Genomic DNA, 21,963 nt, shown 5'->3' with positions numbered 1-21,963 from the left:
AATGAAGAAACGATTGTTCATATGGGGAGGAGTTAGTTGTCTCGTCCTTCTGGCATCAATAGTTATCAGCATCTCGATGGGGGCGGCACAACTCCCCATTTCGCAAGTATGGCTCATCCTGCTCCATCAAATCCCTGGCTTGTCTGAGTGGATCACCGTAACGTGGCCGGAGTCATCTGAGCAAATTGTCATGAAGGTTCGTTTTCCACGCGTTGTATTGGCTGTCTTGATTGGCGCCTGCTTGTCACTTGCGGGAGCGGGCTTTCAGGGCGTTTTGCGCAATCCGCTTGCAGATCCGTTTACGATGGGCGTGGCATCGGGTTCTGCTGTCGGAGCAGCCTTCTTGATCCTTTTTGGCTTGCAAATCACCTTTTTGGGTGCATGGAGCACGCCTGTCGTCGCTTTTCTTACAGGATTGCTCAGTTTATGGATCGTACTCGGACTCGCGAATACGCAAGGAAAGCTGCAAACGGAGACCCTGATTTTGTCTGGTGTCGTGGTGCAGGCTTTTCTCGGCTCGCTCGTTTCGTTTATGGTGTCGCTATCCGACCAGACGGTAAATGAGATCGTGTTCTGGCTTATGGGCAGCCTGTCATTTCGAGGGTGGGCCTTTACGTACGTCTTGATTCCGTACTTGGTCATAGGTGGAATGGTGCTTGTGAGCTATGCGCGTTCCTTAAACCTATTTGCGTTGGGGGAGCGGCAGGCTGCGCATCTCGGCGTCCATGTGGATCGAACGAAGTTAGTGGTTCTGGTCGTTTCGACCCTCCTGACTGCAGCGGCGGTTTCTATCGCGGGAATTATTGGGTTCGTTGGCCTGGTGGTACCGCATCTCGTTCGATTGCTGGTTGGTCCTGACCATCGTATTTTACTGCCGATGTCTGCGATCTGCGGTGGTATTTACGTGCTGTGGGCCGACACTCTTGCCAGAATGTTGCTGAGTCCAACAGAAATCCCGCTCGGTGTCGTGACAGCATTTCTGGGAGCACCGTTTTTCGCCTATTTATTGAAGCAAAATAAACGCTTTAGGAAGAGGTAACGTTTGCAATGATCAATGTGCGCAACTTGCAAAAATCGTATCAGGATACGCCTGTTTTGCACGGCATCGATTTTTGCGTGGACAAGGGAGAATTTTTTGGCATCATCGGACCAAATGGAAGCGGAAAATCTACCTTGCTGAAAATGATTTCAGGTGTCATTAAGGCAGATGCAGGAGACATTTTGCTTCAAGAGAAAAAGCTTCATTCCTATCCACGCAAAGAGCTTGCCAAAATACTGGCTGTTCTGGAGCAAGAGGGTCTGCCGCCCGTCGGCTTTCGTGTCCGAGAGGTGTTGGAAATGGGGCGCTTTCCTTACCAAAATTGGCTAGGGGAAGAGAAGCAGGATGTCGCATCGCTCATTGATGAAATCGTACAGATGCTCGGTCTTGAACATTTGGAAGAGCGCACACTGGATCAGTTGAGTGGTGGGGAAAAGCAGCGCGTAGCTTTGGGGAAGGCATTGATCCAAAGACCTCAGGTGCTGTTGCTCGATGAACCCACGACCTACCTTGATATCGGGTACCAGATTCAACTCATGGACATCGTGCGAAAATGGCAAAAGACGACGCAGGTGACGGTCATCGCTGTGCTGCACGATCTGAATCTAGCCTCCCTATACTGCGATCGTATTTTGATGCTGCACAGAGGAAAGCAGATAAGCGTTGGCGCACCAAAAGACATCTTGCAAAGTGACAGAATAGAGGCTGTATACGGAACCAGACCGATTGTCATGGAGCATCCTGTTCATCATTTGCCGCAAATTATTTTGCAATCGCAAGTATAAGAGGTTGTTTAAGGAGAAAGAAGTATGATCGTACTGATTACAGGCGGAGCACGCAGCGGAAAAAGCACGTTTGCCGAAAAATACGCGGCTCATTTGGGCTCCTCGGGTGTTTACATAGCGACCGCACCAATCACGGATGAGGAAATGGAAGAGCGGATCTTGCACCATCGAGACCGCCGCTTGCAGTCTGGCTTCCCTTGGCAAACGATCGAGGAGCCGAAAGCATTGACAGAGTGGCTCGCGAAGCTCGGGGCACAAAAAAACATACAAGAACAGCAGACAGTGATTTTGGTTGATTGCTTGATCCTTTGGCTGTCCAATTGGCTGCTGCATGATGGAGTGGAGCAGACGTTTGAGCAAGTGCTCCAGCAGGTGGATAGGCTGGTCAAAAAGCTAAAAGACTACCCAGGGACAGTTTTACTGGTGACAAACGAAGTAGGCGACGGACTCGTCCCGCAAAACCCGTTAGGCCGTAAGTTCCGTGACTTGGCGGGCTTGATGAATCAACGCGTTGCAGCCGTTGCCGATCAAGTTTTTCTTGTCACAGCAGGGATTCCAGTTGAGCTAAAAGGACAAGCTTTCCGATTTTAACTCGGTGAAAAGACGGTTTCGAATCGTCTTTTCACCTTTTTTGTGATATAATACAAGAAAAGCCATGGAAGGGATCAGGATACCATGCGTCCCCATAGGACGATCTGGAAACGTTTTGACCTCTCCTACATCTAGCTTCGTAGTAGTCGATCGTCACTGAAGGCGACTAACCTACTACGAAAGCGAGGCCCTTTGTATGAGTAGCGACTTATACTTTCGATGTTCCTCGGTAGTCGGTTGGTCGTCTGTGCCTAAACCGACAAAAATGCGAGGAAACCGTGATGAGGAGAGCGCTGCAGTTATCTAAGCGTTACAGTATGATTTTGTTTGGAGCTTGTTTACTTGCTTTTGCGTATTATCACATTAACTTTCAGAACCATTTGTCTGAAGGTGGGTTTGTTGGCTTGGGGTTATTGGCGAAATACGCCTTTGACTTGTCGCCAGCGATGGTGATGCTTTTACTGGATATCCCACTGTTTTTGGTTGCCTGGTTAGTAAGAGGCCGCCAGTTCATTTGGGACACGATTTTTGCATCACTTGCTTTTACCGTATTTTACGATTTGTTTGAACGATTTTCACCGATTGTCATGGATATGAGCAGAATGATGCCGCTGGCGTCTGTCTTGGCCGGTGTACTGACCGGACTGGGTACCGGATTGGTTCTGCGCTATGGAGCTGCGACAGGTGGAGACGATATTTTCTCCCTGTTGATCAGTAAGTACACGGGATTGTCCATTGGTACGGTCTTTCTTTTACTGGACGTCATTGTGCTTTGCATGTCGTTCTGGTTCGTACCAATGAAAGAGATGATGTATACCATTTTGGCCGTTGTCATTTCCAGCCAAGTCATCACCTGGACCGTCAATCATGGTGCAGGAATGGAGGTCATGGAAGAGGAGCACGGGCATGGAAGTGTCTCGATGACCCACCGGTAATGAGTAGATATTCAGTTGAAAAACATGCCTATACAAAAGCAAGCAAAAGGCCAAGTCGGTTTTCATGTCGACTTGGCCTTTTGAACGTTTATGACCGTTTTTGTACATAATATCCTGCTTTCCTAGTGGATACTAACCAACACAGATACTATCGATGGAAAGGACCTGCCATGAGCGATCCGTTTTTTAGCAACTACAAAGCATTCGTTGTCATACCAGCGGATGAGAAGCAGATGGGACCGGAGCCTTTTGACCCGAAGGATTACGCCAGCCATTTCATCCTGACGTTTTCGTTGTACGATGCGGTTATTTCCTCCTGGAGGGAAGCGACAAAGTATAAAGTGCAGGCAAAAAAGGGCCTGTCAAATGTGATCGATGGTTTCAACGCCAAACGCCGTGGTACAGCCCGTCTGCATTTGTTGGAAATGGAAGAAGACCAGGCGTATTTCGTCCTGGCCTTGTCGTTGAAAATCCAAAAAGACAATGAGAAAGCGGTCATGGAGATGATCACCAATCTGCTGGAGAAAGATTTCGCAACCGACCTTTTGATCGGAGAGACCTGGTATCAGATCATTGGTGCCAAAGGAAAATTCGAGCGGAGGCTGTTCTTCTACAGTGTCCAGCCGTACGATTATCGACCGAAGTAATCAGCTAGTGCTTCCGTAATCGCCTGCGCAGCTTTGTCCTGATAGGACGATGTACGAACAATGCCTTCATCCTTTGGATTCGATAGGAAGCCAAGCTCAATTAAGACGGATGGATCACTATTTTCGCGCAGGACGTGATAATTGCCGAATGAAATGCCGTTGCTTCTTAAGCCGATGCCACCACCCAAGCGAGTCTCAATCGCTCGAGCTAACGGCTCATCTTTGTCTTGCGAATAATAAAACGTAAGTGTCCCGCTATTTGGCTTCGGAGAAGAATTGTAATGGATGCTGATGAAGGCATCTGCCGCCTTGGATTCGCTAAAAGCGACACGCTGCGATAGCGAAGGCTTTTCTGTGTCACTGGTCCTCGTCATGAAGACTTGCGCACCGCGTTGTCGCAGTTTGCTGGCGAGCAGCATGGACGTTTTGTAATTCAACGTTTTTTCCATACTATTCCACTTCGTTCCCTGTGTCCCGATATCAGAACCACCATGTCCCGGGTCGATGACGATGACTTTCCCTTTTAAGCCTGGCGTTTTGGAGCTTTTGGACACCGGAGCGCTGGACTTGGCATCGCCAATATACGTCGCAGACACCCAGCCTGTTTGTCCGTTGGAAGTTCTCGCTTGGATCCAGTCTGCTTGCTTTTGCAAAATGTCTACACGGGTTCCTCTGGGCAGCGAAAGGATAATCTCATGGCTCGTGCTTGGTCCTTTTCGCATTCGAAGCGAATCGGCCAAAACTGTGCCTTGCTTGCTTTTGACAGTGGTTGTATTGGCTGGGGAAGAAGCTGAACCCGCACTCGTTACCGCACCTTTTTGCAAGTAATATCCCGCGACCCAGCCTACCTTTTGATTGTATCTAATTTTTGCCCAACCGTATGCTTCATCGGTAATCGTCACGACCGCTCCATATGGCACGGTAGCGACAACAGAAGCATTGGGGGCTGGTTCACTGCGAACGTTCAGAGAGGTTGCGATCACTTTTGCCTGGATGACACTTGCTGCTTGCGTCGGCTCCGTAATAAACGGCCATGACAGACTAAGCCATAGCCCACATATGAGAGACGCTTTTTTACATGTTGTTTTCATCATTTCTACCTCTGACTTGGATTAGCTACTATCTCACCTGAACTATAATAAGGGAAATGCAGGAAATCGAATAGGGTATGATTTCCTGATTTTTTGGGACAATCAAAGTGGAGATTCAGTATATCTTGCCAAGGCGTTCATTGCCGACTCTGCCATTCGCTGTTTGAGTTGATCGTTTTCTACTACTTTTACCCGCAGGCCGAGAAAACGAATGCGCGATAAAATAAACTCCTGTTCGTCAGATAGAAAGTGCAGGGTGATCGTATACACCTGCGATTCTGGATCAAAAGCGACCTCTTTGTCAAAGCAGGAAAAGGCGTACAAGATGCGCTGGAGCTCAGCGTTGTAACGACGGATGATCACAATTTTTGCCATCTGCTTGCGCTGTTGGATCTGTTCCGAAATGGTCGGTAAAAAACTGTCATACCATACATCTTCTATGTGAAGCTCATCGACGGAGCGAATGAGATGCAGCGGAGTCGTGATCAGGCGATTGGAAGACATGTTCAGCCAGATCAGGTACCAGGCCTTCTTGGCAAGTGAATATTCCAGCTTGTAGGGAACCCCTCGTTGATTGCGAAAAACCGGGCCTTTGTTCGTGGCTGCGGTTATTTTTATGTGATTCTTGCCAAGTATGATTCGTCGCAGGGTGCGCACGAGTGGACTCCAGAGTTGTTTGACCTGTGTTTGCGCTTTTTCCACGAATCGTTCTTGTTCGGTCGATTCACTTTCTGGTATGTGTGTCAAACGGCGAAGCTTATCGAGTGTAGCGGGCTCGAAAATTTCTGCCGCAGACGGATTCGCCAACATCAGGGCGAGCCACGCTTTTTCGTGTGAAGTTACCGGATAAACACCTGCTTCATCCAGCCGCGTCACTAGCTGGTAATTATGTATCTTATCAAACAGATTCATAGTAGGCGAGCAGCTCCTCCCATTCTTTTTGGAATTGCTTGCGAAGAAACAGCGGTTCAAGTACTTCGACGCTTGAACCGAAGCTGCGAATCCACGGGGTAATTTCCATCGTGCTGTTCACGTTTATCTCGTACACAAAGCTCTCCCGTGATTCTTCTGTCACAATCCCCCATTGTCCTTGTGCCTCTACTCGCTCTTGGATAAAGGAATGAGGCGTGTTGCGAGGCTGAAAAAAGCGAAGGCGTACGGTTACGAGTTTTCCGGTATCAATCAGCCAACTATGGGCAATGCGCTCATCCGCACTTGCTTGTAAGGAAGAGAAGATTTCCGGCGTAACGGAATTGCCTGTTACGAGCTTGGTCATACCTTCCACACGGTATTTGCGCAGCGGACCATTGCCGCACCCTTGTGCCAGCAAGTACCATCTGCCGTATTGATGATCAAAAATAACCCGGAGTGGAATCACCTTTTGATGTCGTCCGGATGAATCCCGTTGGAAGGCCGGATTTGTATTTTGGGAATCGTAAAACTTTCGACGTTTGGGCGTGTAGTAGTGAAATTCAACGATTTTTCGCTGACGAATAGCTTCCGTGAGAAGCAAAGCTTGATATTCATCGAGAATACGTGAGACAAAATGATATTTGTATAAAAACGCAGATGCATCGGTTAGCTTCAAGCGATATTTGAGATAACGCTTCACCTTTTCTTGCAGGAGATAACCAGGGACGGCCGGTAGCTGTGTATTGGCCATGAAGTCGATGAAATCATACAGATCTAATAGCTCGTCGTCCGTCAGCGAGTCTAGTAGCTCACCATCGAATTGATAAACGTACGGTCTGACTTCACTACTATTTTTTATCACGCCAATTTCTTCGAGGTATTTCATGTCTTGGCGAATCGTTTTTTCATCGGGCTCTGTATCCACAAACGTATCCAGCAAGTCTTTAATGGAGAGAGGCTGTTGTCTGAGCTTTTCCAAGATGTGCGACAGTCGCTCTACTTCCGAATCCTTCAATGATTTTGCATGATACAAAAACATCAAGAAATTGTCCGTCACCTCAAAATAGTTGTAACGAAGCTGCGCGTAATACTCTTTTTTCTCCTCATCGCCGACATGCTGATAAAAGGTCGATTGGATGTCCTTCAGCTTTTTTATCGTTTTATCAAGCGTATGAACGGAGATCCCGAGCCGCTCGGCTAACTGCTGCCGATTGTAGGCACCAGCGGTCAAAAACAGGAGACGGAGCAATTGCAGCTCTTTGTCAAAGCTTTCGCGTGCCATTACATTCATCCTTATTCATTCGTCATTTATTTCCAAATTAGTCCTCATATTACGAAGAGGCTGAAGAGAAGTCAATGATAAAAAGAGGTTCGTAATACTTTTACCATGTTCAAACCACATGCACGGATGGAAAATAAGGGTATGAAAAACAGCGCAGGCTGTGAGAGACAGGAGAAATGGATGATGAAAACAATCTTGCATGGAAACAACCATCGTGAAGTAAAGCTGGAGAATGGAGATGTGCACGTTTTTGCGAATGACGAAGTCTTTGCGAGCTTCGGTGAACGCGTATATCAAATGGCAGACAATAATTTGCGTATTCCGCGAAATGTTTATTTTTCGTATACGCCCGATGCGCATGTGGGCGTTGGGACCTGCATTGGGACGACAGCGGTTTGGAATCTTGCCGATGGATTTGTCTCGCCTTCCATCGTCGGATCAGACATTGGATGCGGAATGCGTGTGCATCTGACTCCGTTGCATCGAGACGATCTCAAAGATAAGAGCCTAAAACGTGCATTGATTGAAGCGATCGAAGCGTACGTCCCGACAAACGAACGGGGAAATACGCATTTTACAGATATTCGCTTGGAGGAAGTAGTGAAGCATGGCTTAAAAGGACTCCCTAGCAACTACATTCCGGATACAGAAGAAGCGCCCGACATGCTAAGCCGTTCTTTCTCGCATGTGGAAAAGTACACATTTGAATTCGACCATTCCTTCCTGGAGCAAATACCGCAAAAATCTTGGAGTCGTGGGTGGGGCCAGTTGGGAACATTGGGGGGCGGTAACCACTTTATTGAAATCCAGCATATCGAGATCGCGGAGGAGAACAGAGAGATTGCGAAAGCGTGGGGACTGTTCGATGGTCAGGTCGTCATTATGATTCATTCCGGTTCGCGGGCGTGGGGGGCAATGCTAGGGCGTGATTACACCAAAAGCTTCAAGGAAGCCATGTACAAATGGGGGATTCATAATCCCGAGCCGAGCCTGGTATATGCTCCGATTCAAAGCGAGGAGGGGCAACAGTATTTGAATTTGATGTACTCCGCGCTGAACTTTGCGGTAACGAATCGGCATATGATCGGATTTTCTGTTGAGCAGGCGTTTCGCGATGTTTTCGGTAGCGAGATGCGTACACCAGTCCTGTATGATTTGATGCATAATTACGCCTTGAAAGAATTCCATCGTAACACACCGATGCTCGTCCACCGCAAAGGAGCGACGAAGGCGTTGCCAGCAGGCCATTTCCAAAATCCGAAGGCTTATCGTGAAACAGGACATCCAGCTTTGATCCCAGGTTCTATGGGAACATCGTCCTATATCATGGTCGGATCGGACGCCGGAGCCAAAAACTTTTATTCGATCTGTCATGGTGCAGGGCGTGTTCGTTCCCGCAAAGCAACGAAGGAGCTTGTGACCATCGATCAATTCGAGCAGGCAATGCGCGTAGGACAGGAAGACGAGATCATGGTGAATCACCGTTCGCTCGCTTCCATCCTAGATGAATGCCCGCAAGCCTATAAAGATGTAGATCAAATCATCGATTCGGTTGTGGGAGCAAATCTTGCATCTGTCGTCGCAAAATGTAACCCTCTTATTGCCATAAAAGGAGTATAATGAAGAGTGGCTTCCTGAAAAATTTTAGGGGGAGCCACCTTTTGTGATTTAACTTACACTAAATAATAGAAATTAAATTGTGAACAAATTGCGTGAGAAGTTTCAAAAAATAGGTTCGAATGTAACATAAATTGCTTCGCTTCCTCAACCGATACCAAAAGAGAGACAAAATAGGGGAGATAGGGGAACAGATATGCCTACATACTATTACTTCACCTGCCTAAAATGCCGAACCCGGGGGGGAGTTTTCGGCGAACAGGCCTGGGGCTGGGGGAACTTTGACATGATCGAGTCCTTCAAATACCTGGCTCACCACATCCGTACATGCGGAGAAGATTCGATTCGCGTGATTTCTGAGGATGTAGATGATTATGTAGATCAGCTGCACGGAGAGTACAACACCTTCCTTGAGCAAACGAAGCATATATTTCCGCATTCCAAGGATTGGGAGTTCCTTGATCGATGGAAAACATTAAAAGTAGAAGAAATGAAGCTAAAATGGGTCGAGGAAAACCGGATTATGCATCCAGATGATCGGATGAAAATATGCGGAGTTCTTGATGCAGTGGACATCTTGAAAGAAGGGGCGGGTAGAGTCTCCTTCAGTGCTAGCGTGACGGATGAGGATGGGAAGGTGTGGAAAATCGTTGCTGACATGCGCGAATTACCCATTTTAAAACATTCGTATATCATCATTGGCGTCATGCAAGAGCATTCTATATTAGGGGAAGTCATTGAGGTGTACAAGATGATTCCACGAGTCGCTGTTCAAGACGAAAGGGGTAACGATCATGATTCTGGAGACAATCGGGCAATTACTAATTAAAGTGCGCGAGGAAAATCCACTTGTACATAACATGACGAACGTAGTTGTCACGAACTTTACAGCGAACGGCTTGTTAGCCCTTGGTGCATCACCTGTCATGGCGTACGCCAAGCAAGAGGTGGCAGACATGGCAAAAATCGCAGGAGCCCTTGTATTGAATATAGGGACATTGAATGAGCATGAGATCGAAGCGATGCTGATCGCAGGAAAATCGGCGAATCAGCATGGCGTGCCTGTTTTGTTTGATCCAGTGGGAGCGGGAGCAACATCGTACCGAACCGAGACAAGTCAACATCTTGCGCAGGAACTCGACCTTACCCTCATAAGAGGAAATGCTGCCGAGATTGCCAATGTCATCGGGGAGCGCTGGGAGATTAAAGGTGTAGATGCGAAGGAAGCGGGCGGAGATGTCGAGGACCTAGCGAGAGCAGCAGCGAAAAAGCTCAAGACAATCGTTGCGATTACAGGCAAGGTCGATGTGATTTCGGATGGAGAAACGACTTACTCGATCCGGAATGGTCATCCCATCTTAACGAAGGTGACTGGAACTGGCTGTTTGTTAACGTCTGTTATGGGAGCGTTTGCAGCCATTGCAAATGACAAGCTGATCGCAGGAGCTGCCGCATTGGTATGCTATGGTGTTGCTGCGCAGCTGGCAGCAGAGAAAGCAGCGGGAGTAGGTCCAGGCAGTTTCCAAATCGAATTTTTGAATGCCTTGCATAACGTGACCGCAGACGATGTTCGCCGTTTTGGGTATATCGAAAAAAGAGAATAAAAACTCCCCTTTTAAAAAGGGGAGAAAAATGGCCGTAGAACGATTAAGCTAGATATGTTAGACAGTAGCTGTAATTTCGTAGTGAATAAGACAGCAGCTTCTTCTGGTGCTCGGATAGTGCTAGGAATATAAATTCTACTTGATCATCATCGTATGGACGGACATAAAAACGGGAAATACCATGACAAATAATTTCTCTCTTTAACGTCAGCGCCACACTGGCGTCTGTTCGTATGTGCAATTCCACGCTGCGTACCCTCCCTGGACATTCAATAGAGTACCAAAAAAATACAAGGAAAAACAAGGGAATTATGTCTGATTCATGTCCAAGTTGTTACCAATTTTCGTATGAAAACTGACAAGAAGAATGATTCAGAAAAAACTAGCGGGGATTGCTGGGGAAGCAACCTGTTCGAGAGAAAAAATTCGAGATGAGTCCGGCCATTCTCCCTTTTTCCGTTGAGTTATTTACTTTATTTCGAAGGCAACGTACGAGCTCCTGATCGCAATGACAAGAAAAATAGCCGTGCTTTCGATAGCAATCATCATGCCGCTTGCAGCATCTGTCGACGTCATCAATCGGAGCATCCGGCCCGGAGCATCCAGGCCCACACCAGTTTCCGTACAAACAGGGGAAGCCTACTGATCGGCGTTTTCTTTTTGACAACTGGCATCACTCCGTCTTGTAAAGGGATACTACTTGCATCATATTGAACAGAAAGTGAACTTGCTTTAGGCAATCTCCCTTTTTTCGTTTCGATAGATATTCGCCTGAGTATGAATTACACGGAGGTCGACCAAGGGATAAACTTTCAAAATATCACTTGAAATCATATTGGGAATATGATAGATTAATTCTTGCCGAAGCGAACGCTTGCAGGCTCGATGGATGGATGTCCGAGCGGCCGAAGGAGCACGATTGGAAATCGTGTAGGCGGTGTCGAACCGTCTCGTGGGTTCAAATCCCACTCCATCCGCCATCATACATGGCCCGTTGGTGAAGCGGTTTAACACAGCAGCCTTTCACGCTGTCATACAGGGGTTCGAATCCCCTACGGGTCACTTACACATCCCGTATAGTAATCCGGGGCCCCGCAAAGTACTCGGAATATGCATCATTGTATTGGCGTCACTTTGTGGGGTTATCTGGAGGCTTAGCTCAGCTGGGAGAGCATCTGCCTTACAAGCAGAGGGTCGGCGGTTCGATCCCGTCAGCCTCCACCATTTTTATATGCGGTCGTGGCGGAATTGGCAGACGCGCTAGATTCAGGTTCTAGTGGTGGCAACACCGTGGAGGTTCAAGTCCTCTCGACCGCACCAAGCAAACCCTATACATGGCGGTCGTGGCGAAGGGGTTAACGCACCGGATTGTGGCTCCGGCACTCGTGGGTTCAAGTCCCATCGATCGCCCCATATATGTTCAAAATGTAAAATGAAACAGCCCAGCGGTGGCTCCTGTAGAGGAACTCCGGCTGGGCTTTCTTTGTATCTGTCTACGAATGAGCAACAGGCTGATAAAAGTGAAGGCGATTGCCAAAAGGATCGGTCACGCTCACTTCGCGTGTTCCCCACGGCGTCTCCTCTAAACCGGGACAAGCGTACTTGTATCTTTGACGCAACAGTGACTGATGAAAAAGCTCAATGTTCTCTACCTGTACGCGAATCGCTGAGCCAGGACAAGCATCCCCGTGATGCTCGGATAGATGAATCGTGCACGATGGAGAGGAAATTTGCATGTACAAAGGAAAATGCTCCTCGTAACGATGCTCCCAATCAATCTGAAACCCTAGAAACTCTACATAAAATTCTCTTGCCTTCTCAACGTCAAACATGCGAAAAATAGGCGTTATGATCTGATTCATTTGCCCAGAAACCTCCGGATTGTATTGAGGGAGGCGAGGTGCACCCCTTCGTGAAAAATCGTTCGGACAAGCACTTGTGCAATCGTATGCATGCCGGATTCAGTTGCGGGAAACTCTGCTTCTAATCGATCCTTGTAAGTAGCTTGTATCGTCTGAGGTTGTTCTTTTAATAAGGAGACGAGTACTTCGAGTTTCGGTGGTGGTGTATCCCAGTCAGCAGGTTTTGTACCGAAGTTAAACCATTCGTTGAAGCCAGGGGGGATTGGGATCGTTTCTTTTGTAAGGTGTGCGATCCATAAATACTGATCGAGATAGATGTGCCCCAGATTCCACAAGATATTGTTGGAGAAACCATCGGGAATGATGTTCACATCTTCATCCGTCAAACCATCGATAGCTTTTAACGTCTCCTGTCGATAATCCTCTAGCTGCTGGAATAGCACGCTGTGCCGCTTTTCCATACTTTTTCCCCCTTGAGTGGCAGTCTTCGCAAATAAATTCGAGTCAGAGAATCTACTTCCTTCTATAAGAAGGGGAAGTACTAACAAAAAAGCGTGCAGAACAACTCGTCTGCACGCTTTTTGTATGTTGTGTATAGGAAACGGCGCTACATTCTTTCCTGCTCGAGGGCATGAGAAGGGGGGAATAGTTTCCGCCATTTTACTTGCGGTACGCAAATGGCAGCGAGGATCATGAATACGCCACCCCATTGAGGGAGAGAGACAGTCTCTTGAAGCACAAAACTCGACAAGAGTACGACTGTGGGCAGCTCCACTGCACTTAAAATGGTAGCCAGTCCATTACCGATCCGCGGCACACCGACAGCCAAACAGAAGATCGGGATGACCGAACCGAAGATCGCAACCAAAAGACCGAGCGGCAGCAAACCTTGCAGAAGCTGACCATTTATCAGGAAAGTCGGTGGATAAATGATCGAGAGCATCAGGGCAGCCATACCAATCGAAATCGCGCTTCGCAAGTATGGATCCATTCCAGGGAGAATGCGTCCGCTGAAGAAAATAACCAGGGCAAAGGTCGCGCCAGACATCAGACCGAAGATCAGTCCGACCATGTCTACACTCTGAATGCCGCTTTCGCCAAGTCCGCTTGCAAGAACCGTCCCTGCTCCAAGCATAACCAGAGACACCCATTTTTCAGCCGTCGGCCATTTGCGATCCACAACCGCCTCCAGCAAGACACCGATCCAGGTAAACTGAAAGAGAAGAACGATTGCGAGCGAAGCAGAGACCCGGCTAACAGCCTGATGGTAAAAAAGACTGGTTGAGGCCATCATGAGGCTGGCTGGTGCCAAAAGCAACATATACTTGAACGAAAACCGTTGCTTGGAGAAAAAGAGGGCCATGAGCGTCATAATCAGGCCGCCAAAAATCAATTGGCTTCCGCTCATTTCAAATGGCGTAAAGCCGAGTTGAAAAGCATGCTTCATGAAGATCGAGAGGACACCGTAGCTGCACGCGCCGAGTAAAACTAAAAAGATAGATCGCCAGTATGTCATAAGTAAAAGTTCCTTTCGTATGACTAAACTCGGAAGAATAATGACTATTGTACTACAGGTCTAAAAGTGGTACAATAAAATTTTTGTGCATCCTTTACTGTGCTACTAAGGTAATTAGCTAGCTGCATGCATTGGTAATATGGTAACGAATGAAAGTGTAGGGGACTCCTTATTCTGCGTGAGAATACATAGCTGTTTTTTCATATTTCCGTTACACTACTCCATAGAGAAGAAGTTCAAAAAGTCGTCTATAGACAAAGAGAAGGCGAAACAACATGGAGGAGCAAGGATGAGACAGGGGATTATTTACGCAGTTATGGCGTATTTGGCTTGGGGGTTACTCCCGCTCTATTGGAAGCTGTTTCAGGCAATGGGGGCATGGGAGATACTCGCTCATCGAATCGTCTGGTCGGTTATTTTTGTCGCAATCATTATTCAGGTAACGAAACGCTGGCGCAGTATGTGGGGAGCGGTTACTGGTTTTAAAATGTTCGGAGCATTAGCGATATGTTCACTGCTAATCAGCGCAAACTGGCTCATTTTTATCTGGGCAGTGAATAACGATCAAGTCATGCAAACGAGTCTTGGCTATTACATGAATCCTCTCATAACCGTACTGCTGGGAGTCATTTTCTTAAAAGAAAAAATGCATACTGGGCAATGGCTCGCGCTTATACTCGCGGCTTTCGGAGTCATGTTCATCACCTTCCAGTACGGTGAGATTCCATGGGTCTCTCTATCACTTGCCCTGACCTTTGCTTTTTACAGCTTGGCGAAAAAGCTCGTCCGAATGGAGGCGATGATCGGACTGGCGTGGGAGACGTTATTTGTGGCCCCTATTGCTTTCGGTTATCTGTTGATGCTACAGGTCAATGGGACGGAGACGATGACATCCCTAGCGTGGTGGCAACTAGTATTGCTGACGCTGGCGGGGGTAGCTACTGCCATGCCGCTCTACTGGTTCGCCCAAGCAACGACTAGACTCCCACTTTCCGTTGTGGGCTTCATTCAATACGTGGCGCCTACGATATCGCTCCTATCAGCTGTTTTCTTGTTTGGAGAGCCTTTCACCCAAACACATCTCATCAGCTTTGGATTCATCTGGTCTGCGCTCATCGTATTTACGGTGTCCTCCGTACGCATGAAACGAAAAGCTACCCGAATCAATCCCGAGATCGCTATCAAAAAACAAGCGTAAACATAAGAAAACTCCTGCCCACCGAGGAAGACTCGGATATGGTCAGGAGTTTTTATTTACAAGGACGTAATTAGCAAATCGCTTCGCCGTGCTTTTTCATGCGGTACGCACCGTGATTAGTAGGTCCCACATATTTATTGAGTGCAAACGAGTGGCGAATCGCTTCGGTAATAAATTCTTTGGCAACAGCTACTGCGTTGTGTACAGAGCTTCCTTTTGCCAATTCCGCACAGATTGCAGCTGAAAACGTGCAGCCGGCACCATGAGTAAAGCTCGTTTCAAAGCGTTCTGATTCCAATACCTCGAGTGTTTTCCCGTCATAGAAAACATCTACGGCATTGCCGCTTTGAAGCTTGCTGCCGCCTTTAACAACGACATAAGAGGTGCCGAAGTCGTGGATACGTTTTGCCGCTTCCTTCATGTCATCGACACTTTTCAGCGCGCCCATTTGGCTGAGAATACCAGCTTCGAACAGGTTAGGAGTCGCAACTGTTGCGTGCGGGAGCAAAACTTCACGCAGGCTAACGGCAATTTCTGGATGAAGTGCTTCATCTGCACCTTTACAGATCATCACAGGGTCAACAACAACATTTTTCAAATCGTATTGTTTTATTTTACGGGTAGCGAGGTCAACCAATTCAGTGGTTCCGAGCATCCCTGTTTTTACAGCATCTACGCCAATTCCAGCGAGTACGGTTTCGATTTGTTTTTCCAGGATCGCGACATCGATCGGAAACACTTCGTGAAACCATTCGTTATGTGGATCTTGGGCTACGATAACGGTGAGGGCGGTCATCCCGAAAACACCAAGCTCCTGAAACGTTTTGAGGTCTGCTTGCTGACCAGCTCCGCCGCTGGTGTCGGAACCTGCAATGGTGAGTGCTTTCTTCATGGTCATTGTGATTATCTCCCTTTGTATACCGCTGCACAATCGAAGCGGATCTATACTGTCATGCGCTGTAATGCCTCTCTCTATATTAAAGAGGAAGAAATCGGTGCTGTCAATAATATCCCCAAAATATAAAAACCGCCTCCCTTATCGGGCAAGCGGTTTATGTATGTGTGCATTTATGCTTGAGAAGCAGCGTGGTGAAAAGAGAAGCTGATGGTAGTGGACATGGACTTGGAACGTTTGGTTGCAAGCTGTTTGGCTTGCTTTGCTGCCTCAAACATACTAGGTGCCTTGATGATTTCGACCCATCTGCGTGTTGCTGTTTCAAATAAAAAGCGATAGATAGTCATCTTCTTCGACCCTCCATGGTTTGTTGACATCTACATTGTATTACGTAACAGCCTGAAAAAGGTTACGTAGCTGTTACATATTTTTGAAGAAAACATGGTTATTCTGTAAATCGTAAATTGTTTCCGAAAGTAGCGTTACGTTTTGCGAAATGTTACGTCTTTAGTATGTGATGTTTACGAAAGCTTCCATTTTGAAAGAACGAATGAGGTGCGACAAACGATGGTCAATTCAACAGGAGAGCTGACGGTGACAGGGGTCAATCACAGCTACGGAACAGGGAAAATCAAAGTTCCCGTGCTGTATGATATCAACCTTCATATCAACAAGGGTGAATTCGTGGCTCTGTGCGGCTCGTCGGGTTCCGGTAAGTCTACGCTCTTGAATTTGCTTGCAGGTTTGACCAAGCCGGAGGAAGGGAGTGTCACGGTTAGCGGAGCACAGATTTCCAGCTACAGCGAAAACGAACTATGCATGTTTCGCCGTAAAAATATGGGCTTTATCTTCCAGTCATACAATCTGCTCCCAAATCTGACAGCGCTGGAAAACGTAGAGCTTCCCTTGATTTTTGCAGGCGAAAGCAAGAAAAAACGTCGGGCTAAAGCAACGGAAATCCTACACCGCGTAGGGCTGGAAGGTCGTATCGACCACAGACCCAATGAGCTTAGTGGTGGACAGCAGCAGCGTGTGAGTATTGCGAGAGCGCTCGTCAATCAGCCTGGCATCATCTTGGCGGATGAGCCGACGGGGAACCTGGACTCGAAGACGGAACAAGAGATTCTCCTATTAATGAGAGAAATGAACAAGGAAAATGGGACTACGTTCATCATCGTTACCCATGAGCAGGAAGTAGCGGAACAGTCCGACCGCGTCATTTATCTCCAGGACGGACGGGTTGTACAAAAAAGGACAAGACCAGCGTAGGCGAGGGTATGAGGTGAACAAACAGTGAAGGTAATAGATTCTTTTCGCATCGTCTGGAGGAATCTGTGGCGAATGAAGCTGCGGACAGCCCTCACATCGGTTGGTGTTATGATCGGAACGGCTGCAATCGTCGCGATGATGGCACTTAGTTTAGGGCTTAAGGAAAGTGCGGTAAAAAGCTTGGAGAACTTCGGAAACTTGACAGAAATGGACGTCGAGCCATTGCGTTGGTACGAGGAAAAAGGCGAATGGATTGATGTTCCAGAGGATAAAGTCAAGAAGCTCAATATGCAAGCGGTGCAGGAATTAAAAAAGATTCCTGGCATTCAGGCAGTTATGCCGATAAAAGAATTACGAGAGCAAGCGAAGCTTAAGGTAGGTAGGCGAGAAGGTTACGTACAGCTTATTGGGGTGGACGTGAATGAGTCGGCTGCCTATCGAAAAAACGATATTGAAAAAGGAGACTATCTGACAGGCTCACCGCAAGAAGTGGTAGTCGCTTTCGATGTCTCTCGAGAATTGCGGGACGTGGAAAAAGAAAAGCGGGAGGAACGGCGAAGAAGGACGGGGGGTGGACAAGCTGGACAGTCCACTATGCCACCTGATATGGGCGGTGGAGAATCAATCGGGTTCAACATCGTGGACAGAGCAGCGACACTCATTTTGTCACGGGAATACAGAATCGACGATGAACCGAAATACGAGAAAAAGGAACTACGCGTTCGGGTTGTCGGTCAATTGAAAAAGACTGAAGAGCGCGGATCTTCTTCTGCCGTTTACGTGCCCATTAACGTCGTGAAAGAGTTGAACGACTGGGTAACTCGCGGGAGGGAAGAGGAGAACAACGAGGGATCGACACGGCGCACCCGTGAACAAGCTAAGAAGGATACCTTTGAATTTGATCGGATCACGGTGAAGGTAGAATCACGCGAAAAGGTCGAGGGCGTCGTTGCTGCATTGAAGGAAAAGGGCTTTGAAGTGTGGTCTCCTGCACGTGAGTTGGAAACCATCAATAACTTTTTCTTTGTGATTCAGATGGTTCTCGGTGGAATTGCTGCCATTTCCTTGCTCGTTGCAACCATTGGAATCGTCAATACGATGATCATGTCGATTTTGGAACGAACCAAAGAGATTGGGATCATGAAAGTAATTGGTGCTACGGTGCTGAATATTCGTTGGCTGTTTTTAATGGAATCAGGCTTTATTGGATTAATTGGAGGATTGGCTGGTCTCGGGATGGCGTGGGGAGCAGTTGAGCTCGTGAACTACTTCGGAGCGTCTGGCGGGCTGTTGGATAGCCTGAATATGGGCTACGGCGGTGGTAATCCGGAGGGGGAACCATCCAAGCTCGCGGTTATTCCAGGCTGGCTGGCACTGTTCGCAATCGGTTTTTCCTTTGTTATCGGGGTGTTGGCGGGAATTTTCCCAGCCATCCGTGCTTCCCGTTTAAGCGCATTGCAAGCAATTCGATCTGAATAAGTGATGGAATGTGAGGAACATAAGATGAACAAGAAAAAGTGGATCATTCTAGCCACAGTTGTGGTTCTTCTCGGTGGAGGCGGCTACTTCGGCTATTCGTACTTCCAGAGCAAGAATGCAGTTACCGAAGAAGTACCTGAAGAGAAGCCGACTTTCCCGACAGCGATCGTTGAAAAAGGAGAGGTAAAGAAAACGATTTTCTCATCCGGTACGATAGAAGCAAAGGCACGTGAAGAAGTGAAGCCGGAACTCAGTGGAAAAATTCAGCGTCTGCTAGTGAAGGAAGGACAGTCAATAAAAAAGGGTGACGTATTGTTCACGATAGATAGTACAGATGCCCAGTTTGAGGTGCAGAAGCAAGAGCTTGCGATTATCCGTGCAAAAAAAGAACTGAATGAAATCAAAGACAAAAGAGACAAAATCAATGCAGATAAGGAAGGCAAAGTAATCGAAGTGCTCGCAAAAGAAGGCGACACGGTTACGCCTGAAACACCTGTCGTCAAGTTGGCTAACACCGACTATTTGAAAATTACCGGCAAGTTCACAGCATTTGAGTCAGAACGATTCTCAACAGGACAAAAAGTGAAGGTCTTCATTAGTGCCTCCATGTACTATGTGGATGGGATTGTAACGAATGTAGACCGAGTTGGAAAAAAAGAACAAGGCACCGGTGGTGTTCATGACGTCGAAGTTTTGGTAAAAAAACCAGGCGCGCTTTATGTGGGAGACATGGGTGAAGTCCAATTCACAGATGAAAAGGGCGTGCTTTACGCCAGCCAAAAGGCTACGGCGTTTGAACTGCCAGATGATATGGAAATTTTGGCAGGTACGCATGGCAAAGTCGGAAGAGTAGACGTAAAAAAGGACTCCATCATCAAGGTAGGGCAGCAATTGTTCAAGATGGATATGACATCGGCAGGTCTCGAACTGCAGGAAAAAGAGCTTTCTTTGAAAGAGTCCATTTTGACCATGGAACAGAAAAAACGTGAAATTGCGAAAAATCAAGTGACGGCTCCAATAAATGGAGTGATCACAAAAGTAAATATTAAAGAAGGTGAAACACCAGGCTCCGATCCAGCGGTTATTATCATGGACACTACGTCTGTGTACTTTATCGCAGCGGTTGACGAGTTGGATATTCCAGCAGTCAAGCTCGGTCAGAGTGTCGATGTCTACGTATCAGCATTTGGCAATAAACCCTTTAACGGAAAAGTTATAGAGCTTCCAAAAGAGGGGAAAAAAGAAGAGAAAAATGTCCGTTTTGCTGTGAAAATTGAATTGAGCGATACGACTGATATGAAGCATGGAATGACAGGTGACTGCGATATTTATGTAGCACAAGTGGACAATGTTTTGCGCTTGCCGATTAATGCTGTTGAGGTTTTAGAGGCGGGTCAAGGCACCGTCATGGTAAAGGACCCGAGCACAGGTGATCCAACACCAAAAGAAGTACAAATTGGTGTCGAAGGAACTGATTTTATTGAAATCAAAGGCGGCTTGAATGAAGGAGAAGAAGTTCTCTTGACCAACGAAGGGATGTAAATTAGTCTTTCTTGGTTCATTTGATTAAGAATAGCCCTGTTGCAAATGGCCATAGACCAAGCAACGGGGCTATTCTTTTTTCACCAAAAGATCTTAACATTTTGTTTGTAATTGTAGCGTTTTTGTCATTTCGGCCGTCAAACTATGTAGAGGATGGGAGATTGTACAGCCGTTTTCCTTTGCAAACTGATCGGCAACAGGTGCCATGGAGAGCTGTGCCACTGCAATAGGTTGGTCTGGAAATGTTTGGTGGAGCTGGTGCAGGGCGTTTTTTATCGCTTCTCTGTATGCTTCCTGCTTGTTTTCCATGAGCAGGGCAAAAGCATTTTCAATGATGCTTACTCGTATCTCTGGATAAAGGTTGTGAGAATAGGCGTGTTGCACGAGACGCTCCATCGTAGGTTGGATAGTAGCGGGATTGGAGAACAGAAGAACTTGTGGCTCCGTATATCGTGCAAGCTCATGAAAAAAAGGTCCATCGATTGTGAAGATGGGGACAGTGGTAGTTGCCTCATCCTCTAGTGTTACCAGTGCGGCATATTGCGTGCAAGTGATCACGATTGCATCGACCGCCAAGCTCTGCATCCAGCTTAGTTGCTCACGTAATTTGGCATGCGATTGTTCCTTGGTATGCACAGGAGTTCCCGCGTTTTGCAGGAGTAAACCTTGATCAACAAAATGAATGAGCTCTACGTCAAAGGCTGCGAACGCATCTGATATGAGGGAAATATTCGAATCATGTCCATGGAGACAGGCAATACGAGTCATTGTGCAGCTCCCCCATGTAGAGTATCAGTCTCTGATTTCTTATGGGCAAGGACACGAATGCGTTTGTAATCGAGCACCCATTGACCATCTTGAAACAGAGCAGGACGAAGTAAGCCAGTGACTTCCCTACATACTTGCTGGATTTCATCTGCGGACAGCCCCACAAAAAAAGGACTGCAAAAAGAATTTAACCAATGCGAAAGCCCCAGTTCCCCATCAGCCATGACTGTGGGACGATCAAAATGGGAGGCAAGTACGACGTGGAAGCCTTGCTTCTCCAAAAGAGTCGTGTACTCTCCAATGCTGGGAAAATACCAAGGTGATCGCTCATCCGCGGATATTCCTTTTTGTGCCAAAACAGTCCGTAATGCCTTTGTGATTTGACCGCAATTGCCGTGTCCTCCGAATTCCGCAACAAAGCGTCCACCGGGAGCAAGAGCCAACCAAATGGTCTCAACGACTTCAGCAGGACGTTTCATCCAGTGGAGTGCGGCATTGGAAAAGACAGCGTCGTAACAGATATCTGTACGATACGTATGCGCATCGGCTACTTCAAAAGCAAACTGCGGATATTTATGGCGAGCAGCCTCAATCATGGCGGCAGAAAAGTCGATTCCTGCCACATTTGCTCCGGAAAGCGATAGTTGAGCACACAGGTCGCCTGTTCCACAGCCTAGGTCAAGAATGCTTTCTCCAGGAGCCGGCTGTAGCCAGTCCACTAATCCTTTACCGTATTCAGAAACGAAATTCATTTTGGCGTCGTATAGCCCGGCATTCCATTGATTGGTTTGAATCATCTGTATCCCTCCCTACCTTCCTTTTTACCGACTGAAAAGACATAAGTCAAATCTATATAAATTATTAAATAGATAGTTTTTAACTATATCGAGCTTGGGAAAAAGCGTGAGAACATAAAGGATATAACACGGTT

Annotated in this window: 22 protein-coding genes and 5 tRNA genes; 17 read left to right on the top strand and 10 right to left on the bottom strand. The window is 47.2% G+C overall.

Annotation, left to right across the window (positions count from 1 at the left end; translation table 11 throughout):
• The first annotated feature begins 1 nt into the window (after position 1).
• From HP398_RS07110 to HP398_RS07090, 5 genes are all read left to right on the top strand, one after another.
• Entirely contained in the window at positions 2-1,039 is a 1,038-nt protein-coding gene (locus HP398_RS07110; RefSeq protein ID WP_106836560.1) for a FecCD family ABC transporter permease, read from the top strand.
• Between the two features lie 8 nt (positions 1,040-1,047).
• Entirely contained in the window at positions 1,048-1,824 is a 777-nt protein-coding gene (locus HP398_RS07105; RefSeq protein WP_173622236.1) for a heme ABC transporter ATP-binding protein, read from the top strand.
• Between the two features lie 24 nt (positions 1,825-1,848).
• A complete protein-coding gene (gene cobU / locus HP398_RS07100) occupies positions 1,849-2,415 on the top strand; it encodes a bifunctional adenosylcobinamide kinase/adenosylcobinamide-phosphate guanylyltransferase (protein ID WP_173622235.1) in 567 nt (188 codons plus the stop codon).
• 278 nt (positions 2,416-2,693) lie between these two features.
• Positions 2,694-3,350: a YitT family protein gene (locus tag HP398_RS07095; protein WP_017250233.1), complete on the top strand. Its 657-nt coding sequence runs from the start codon at positions 2,694-2,696 to the stop codon at positions 3,348-3,350.
• 170 nt (positions 3,351-3,520) lie between these two features.
• Positions 3,521-3,997, top strand: coding sequence for a hypothetical protein (locus tag HP398_RS07090; RefSeq protein ID WP_017252019.1), 477 nt, complete (start codon positions 3,521-3,523; stop codon positions 3,995-3,997).
• On the opposite strand, the gene HP398_RS07085 is transcribed toward HP398_RS07090, so the two are convergent.
• The 3 genes from HP398_RS07085 to HP398_RS07075 form a co-directional block, all read right to left on the bottom strand.
• Positions 3,982-5,088, bottom strand: a complete 1,107-nt coding sequence (locus tag HP398_RS07085) for an N-acetylmuramoyl-L-alanine amidase family protein (RefSeq protein ID WP_017252018.1) — start codon at positions 5,086-5,088, stop codon at positions 3,982-3,984. The two genes, HP398_RS07090 and HP398_RS07085, sit on opposite strands and share 16 nt — an antisense overlap.
• Positions 5,089-5,190: 102 nt before the next feature.
• Positions 5,191-6,000, bottom strand: a complete 810-nt coding sequence (locus HP398_RS07080) for a WYL domain-containing protein (protein WP_173622234.1) — start codon at positions 5,998-6,000, stop codon at positions 5,191-5,193.
• The gene (locus tag HP398_RS07075; protein ID WP_026043357.1) at positions 5,987-7,282 is read right to left on the bottom strand and encodes a helix-turn-helix transcriptional regulator; all 1,296 of its coding nucleotides are present in this window, start codon (positions 7,280-7,282) and stop codon (positions 5,987-5,989) included. The genes HP398_RS07080 and HP398_RS07075 overlap by 14 nt, the downstream gene beginning before the upstream one ends.
• Positions 7,283-7,465: 183 nt before the next feature.
• Here HP398_RS07075 and HP398_RS07070 point away from each other — a divergent pair, with 183 nt between their 5' ends.
• The 8 genes from HP398_RS07070 (at position 7,466) to HP398_RS07030 (ending at position 11,916) form a co-directional block, all read left to right on the top strand.
• Complete coding sequence (locus HP398_RS07070; protein ID WP_173622233.1) at positions 7,466-8,902, top strand: RtcB family protein; 1,437 nt, start codon at positions 7,466-7,468, stop codon at positions 8,900-8,902.
• 283 nt (positions 8,903-9,185) lie between these two features.
• Positions 9,186-9,728 (top strand): hypothetical protein, encoded by a 543-nt coding sequence (locus HP398_RS07065; protein ID WP_244521818.1) that lies wholly within the window; start codon positions 9,186-9,188, stop codon positions 9,726-9,728.
• Entirely contained in the window at positions 9,694-10,503 is an 810-nt protein-coding gene (gene thiM, locus HP398_RS07060; protein WP_173622232.1) for a hydroxyethylthiazole kinase, read from the top strand. The genes HP398_RS07065 and thiM overlap by 35 nt, the downstream gene beginning before the upstream one ends.
• An 887-nt stretch (positions 10,504-11,390) precedes the next feature.
• A tRNA-Ser gene (locus HP398_RS07050) sits at positions 11,391-11,483 on the top strand.
• A gap of 8 nt (positions 11,484-11,491) precedes the next feature.
• A tRNA-Glu gene (locus HP398_RS07045) sits at positions 11,492-11,565 on the top strand.
• An 86-nt stretch (positions 11,566-11,651) separates the two neighbouring features.
• Positions 11,652-11,727 (top strand) — tRNA-Val (locus tag HP398_RS07040).
• A 9-nt stretch (positions 11,728-11,736) separates the two neighbouring features.
• Positions 11,737-11,823: transfer RNA gene (locus tag HP398_RS07035), tRNA-Leu, on the top strand.
• Between the two features lie 17 nt (positions 11,824-11,840).
• A tRNA-His gene (locus tag HP398_RS07030) sits at positions 11,841-11,916 on the top strand.
• Positions 11,917-11,996: 80 nt separating this feature from the next.
• Here HP398_RS07030 and HP398_RS07025 read toward each other — a convergent pair.
• The 3 genes from HP398_RS07025 to HP398_RS07015 form a co-directional block, all read right to left on the bottom strand.
• Entirely contained in the window at positions 11,997-12,365 is a 369-nt protein-coding gene (locus tag HP398_RS07025; RefSeq protein WP_173622231.1) for a glyoxalase superfamily protein, read from the bottom strand.
• The gene (locus HP398_RS07020) at positions 12,362-12,826 is read right to left on the bottom strand and encodes a DinB family protein (protein WP_173622230.1); all 465 of its coding nucleotides are present in this window, start codon (positions 12,824-12,826) and stop codon (positions 12,362-12,364) included. Before HP398_RS07020 ends, HP398_RS07025 begins: the two co-directional genes overlap by 4 nt.
• Positions 12,827-12,972: 146 nt before the next feature.
• A complete protein-coding gene (locus HP398_RS07015) occupies positions 12,973-13,881 on the bottom strand; it encodes an EamA family transporter (protein WP_017249632.1) in 909 nt (302 codons plus the stop codon).
• Positions 13,882-14,170: 289 nt separating this feature from the next.
• Here HP398_RS07015 and rarD point away from each other — a divergent pair, with 289 nt between their 5' ends.
• Complete coding sequence (rarD, locus tag HP398_RS07010) at positions 14,171-15,079, top strand: EamA family transporter RarD (protein WP_173622229.1); 909 nt, start codon at positions 14,171-14,173, stop codon at positions 15,077-15,079.
• A gap of 70 nt (positions 15,080-15,149) precedes the next feature.
• Here the strand turns inward: rarD and pdxK are convergent, their stop codons facing one another.
• Together pdxK and HP398_RS07000 are read right to left on the bottom strand one after the other, a co-directional pair.
• Positions 15,150-15,977: a pyridoxine/pyridoxal/pyridoxamine kinase gene (gene pdxK / locus HP398_RS07005; RefSeq protein ID WP_017249630.1), complete on the bottom strand. Its 828-nt coding sequence runs from the start codon at positions 15,975-15,977 to the stop codon at positions 15,150-15,152.
• A 170-nt stretch (positions 15,978-16,147) separates the two neighbouring features.
• Positions 16,148-16,321 (bottom strand): hypothetical protein, encoded by a 174-nt coding sequence (locus HP398_RS07000; RefSeq protein WP_007723176.1) that lies wholly within the window; start codon positions 16,319-16,321, stop codon positions 16,148-16,150.
• A 220-nt stretch (positions 16,322-16,541) separates the two neighbouring features.
• Here HP398_RS07000 and HP398_RS06995 point away from each other — a divergent pair, with 220 nt between their 5' ends.
• From HP398_RS06995 to HP398_RS06985, 3 genes are read left to right on the top strand one after another with little or no spacing between them, the layout of a single operon-like run.
• Positions 16,542-17,243, top strand: a complete 702-nt coding sequence (locus tag HP398_RS06995) for an ABC transporter ATP-binding protein (RefSeq protein ID WP_017249629.1) — start codon at positions 16,542-16,544, stop codon at positions 17,241-17,243.
• A gap of 24 nt (positions 17,244-17,267) precedes the next feature.
• Positions 17,268-18,722 carry an ABC transporter permease gene (locus tag HP398_RS06990; protein WP_017249628.1) on the top strand — a complete coding sequence of 485 codons (1,455 nt, stop codon included), beginning with the start codon at positions 17,268-17,270 and terminating at the stop codon, positions 18,720-18,722.
• Between the two features lie 24 nt (positions 18,723-18,746).
• Positions 18,747-20,264: an efflux RND transporter periplasmic adaptor subunit gene (locus HP398_RS06985; protein WP_017249627.1), complete on the top strand. Its 1,518-nt coding sequence runs from the start codon at positions 18,747-18,749 to the stop codon at positions 20,262-20,264.
• A 93-nt stretch (positions 20,265-20,357) separates the two neighbouring features.
• Here HP398_RS06985 and HP398_RS06980 read toward each other — a convergent pair whose 3' ends face one another.
• Both HP398_RS06980 and HP398_RS06975 read right to left on the bottom strand, forming a co-directional pair.
• Entirely contained in the window at positions 20,358-21,032 is a 675-nt protein-coding gene (locus HP398_RS06980) for a hypothetical protein (RefSeq protein WP_173622228.1), read from the bottom strand.
• Positions 21,029-21,829: a class I SAM-dependent methyltransferase gene (locus HP398_RS06975; RefSeq protein WP_173622227.1), complete on the bottom strand. Its 801-nt coding sequence runs from the start codon at positions 21,827-21,829 to the stop codon at positions 21,029-21,031. The genes HP398_RS06980 and HP398_RS06975 overlap by 4 nt, the downstream gene beginning before the upstream one ends.
• Positions 21,830-21,963 lie beyond the last annotated feature (134 nt).

Source organism: Brevibacillus sp. HB1.4B, from assembly GCF_013284285.1.
GTDB lineage: Bacteria > Bacillota > Bacilli > Brevibacillales > Brevibacillaceae > Brevibacillus > Brevibacillus porteri.
Note: the sequence above shows the minus strand (reverse complement) of the source record. Positions and strands in the feature narration are given on the sequence as shown.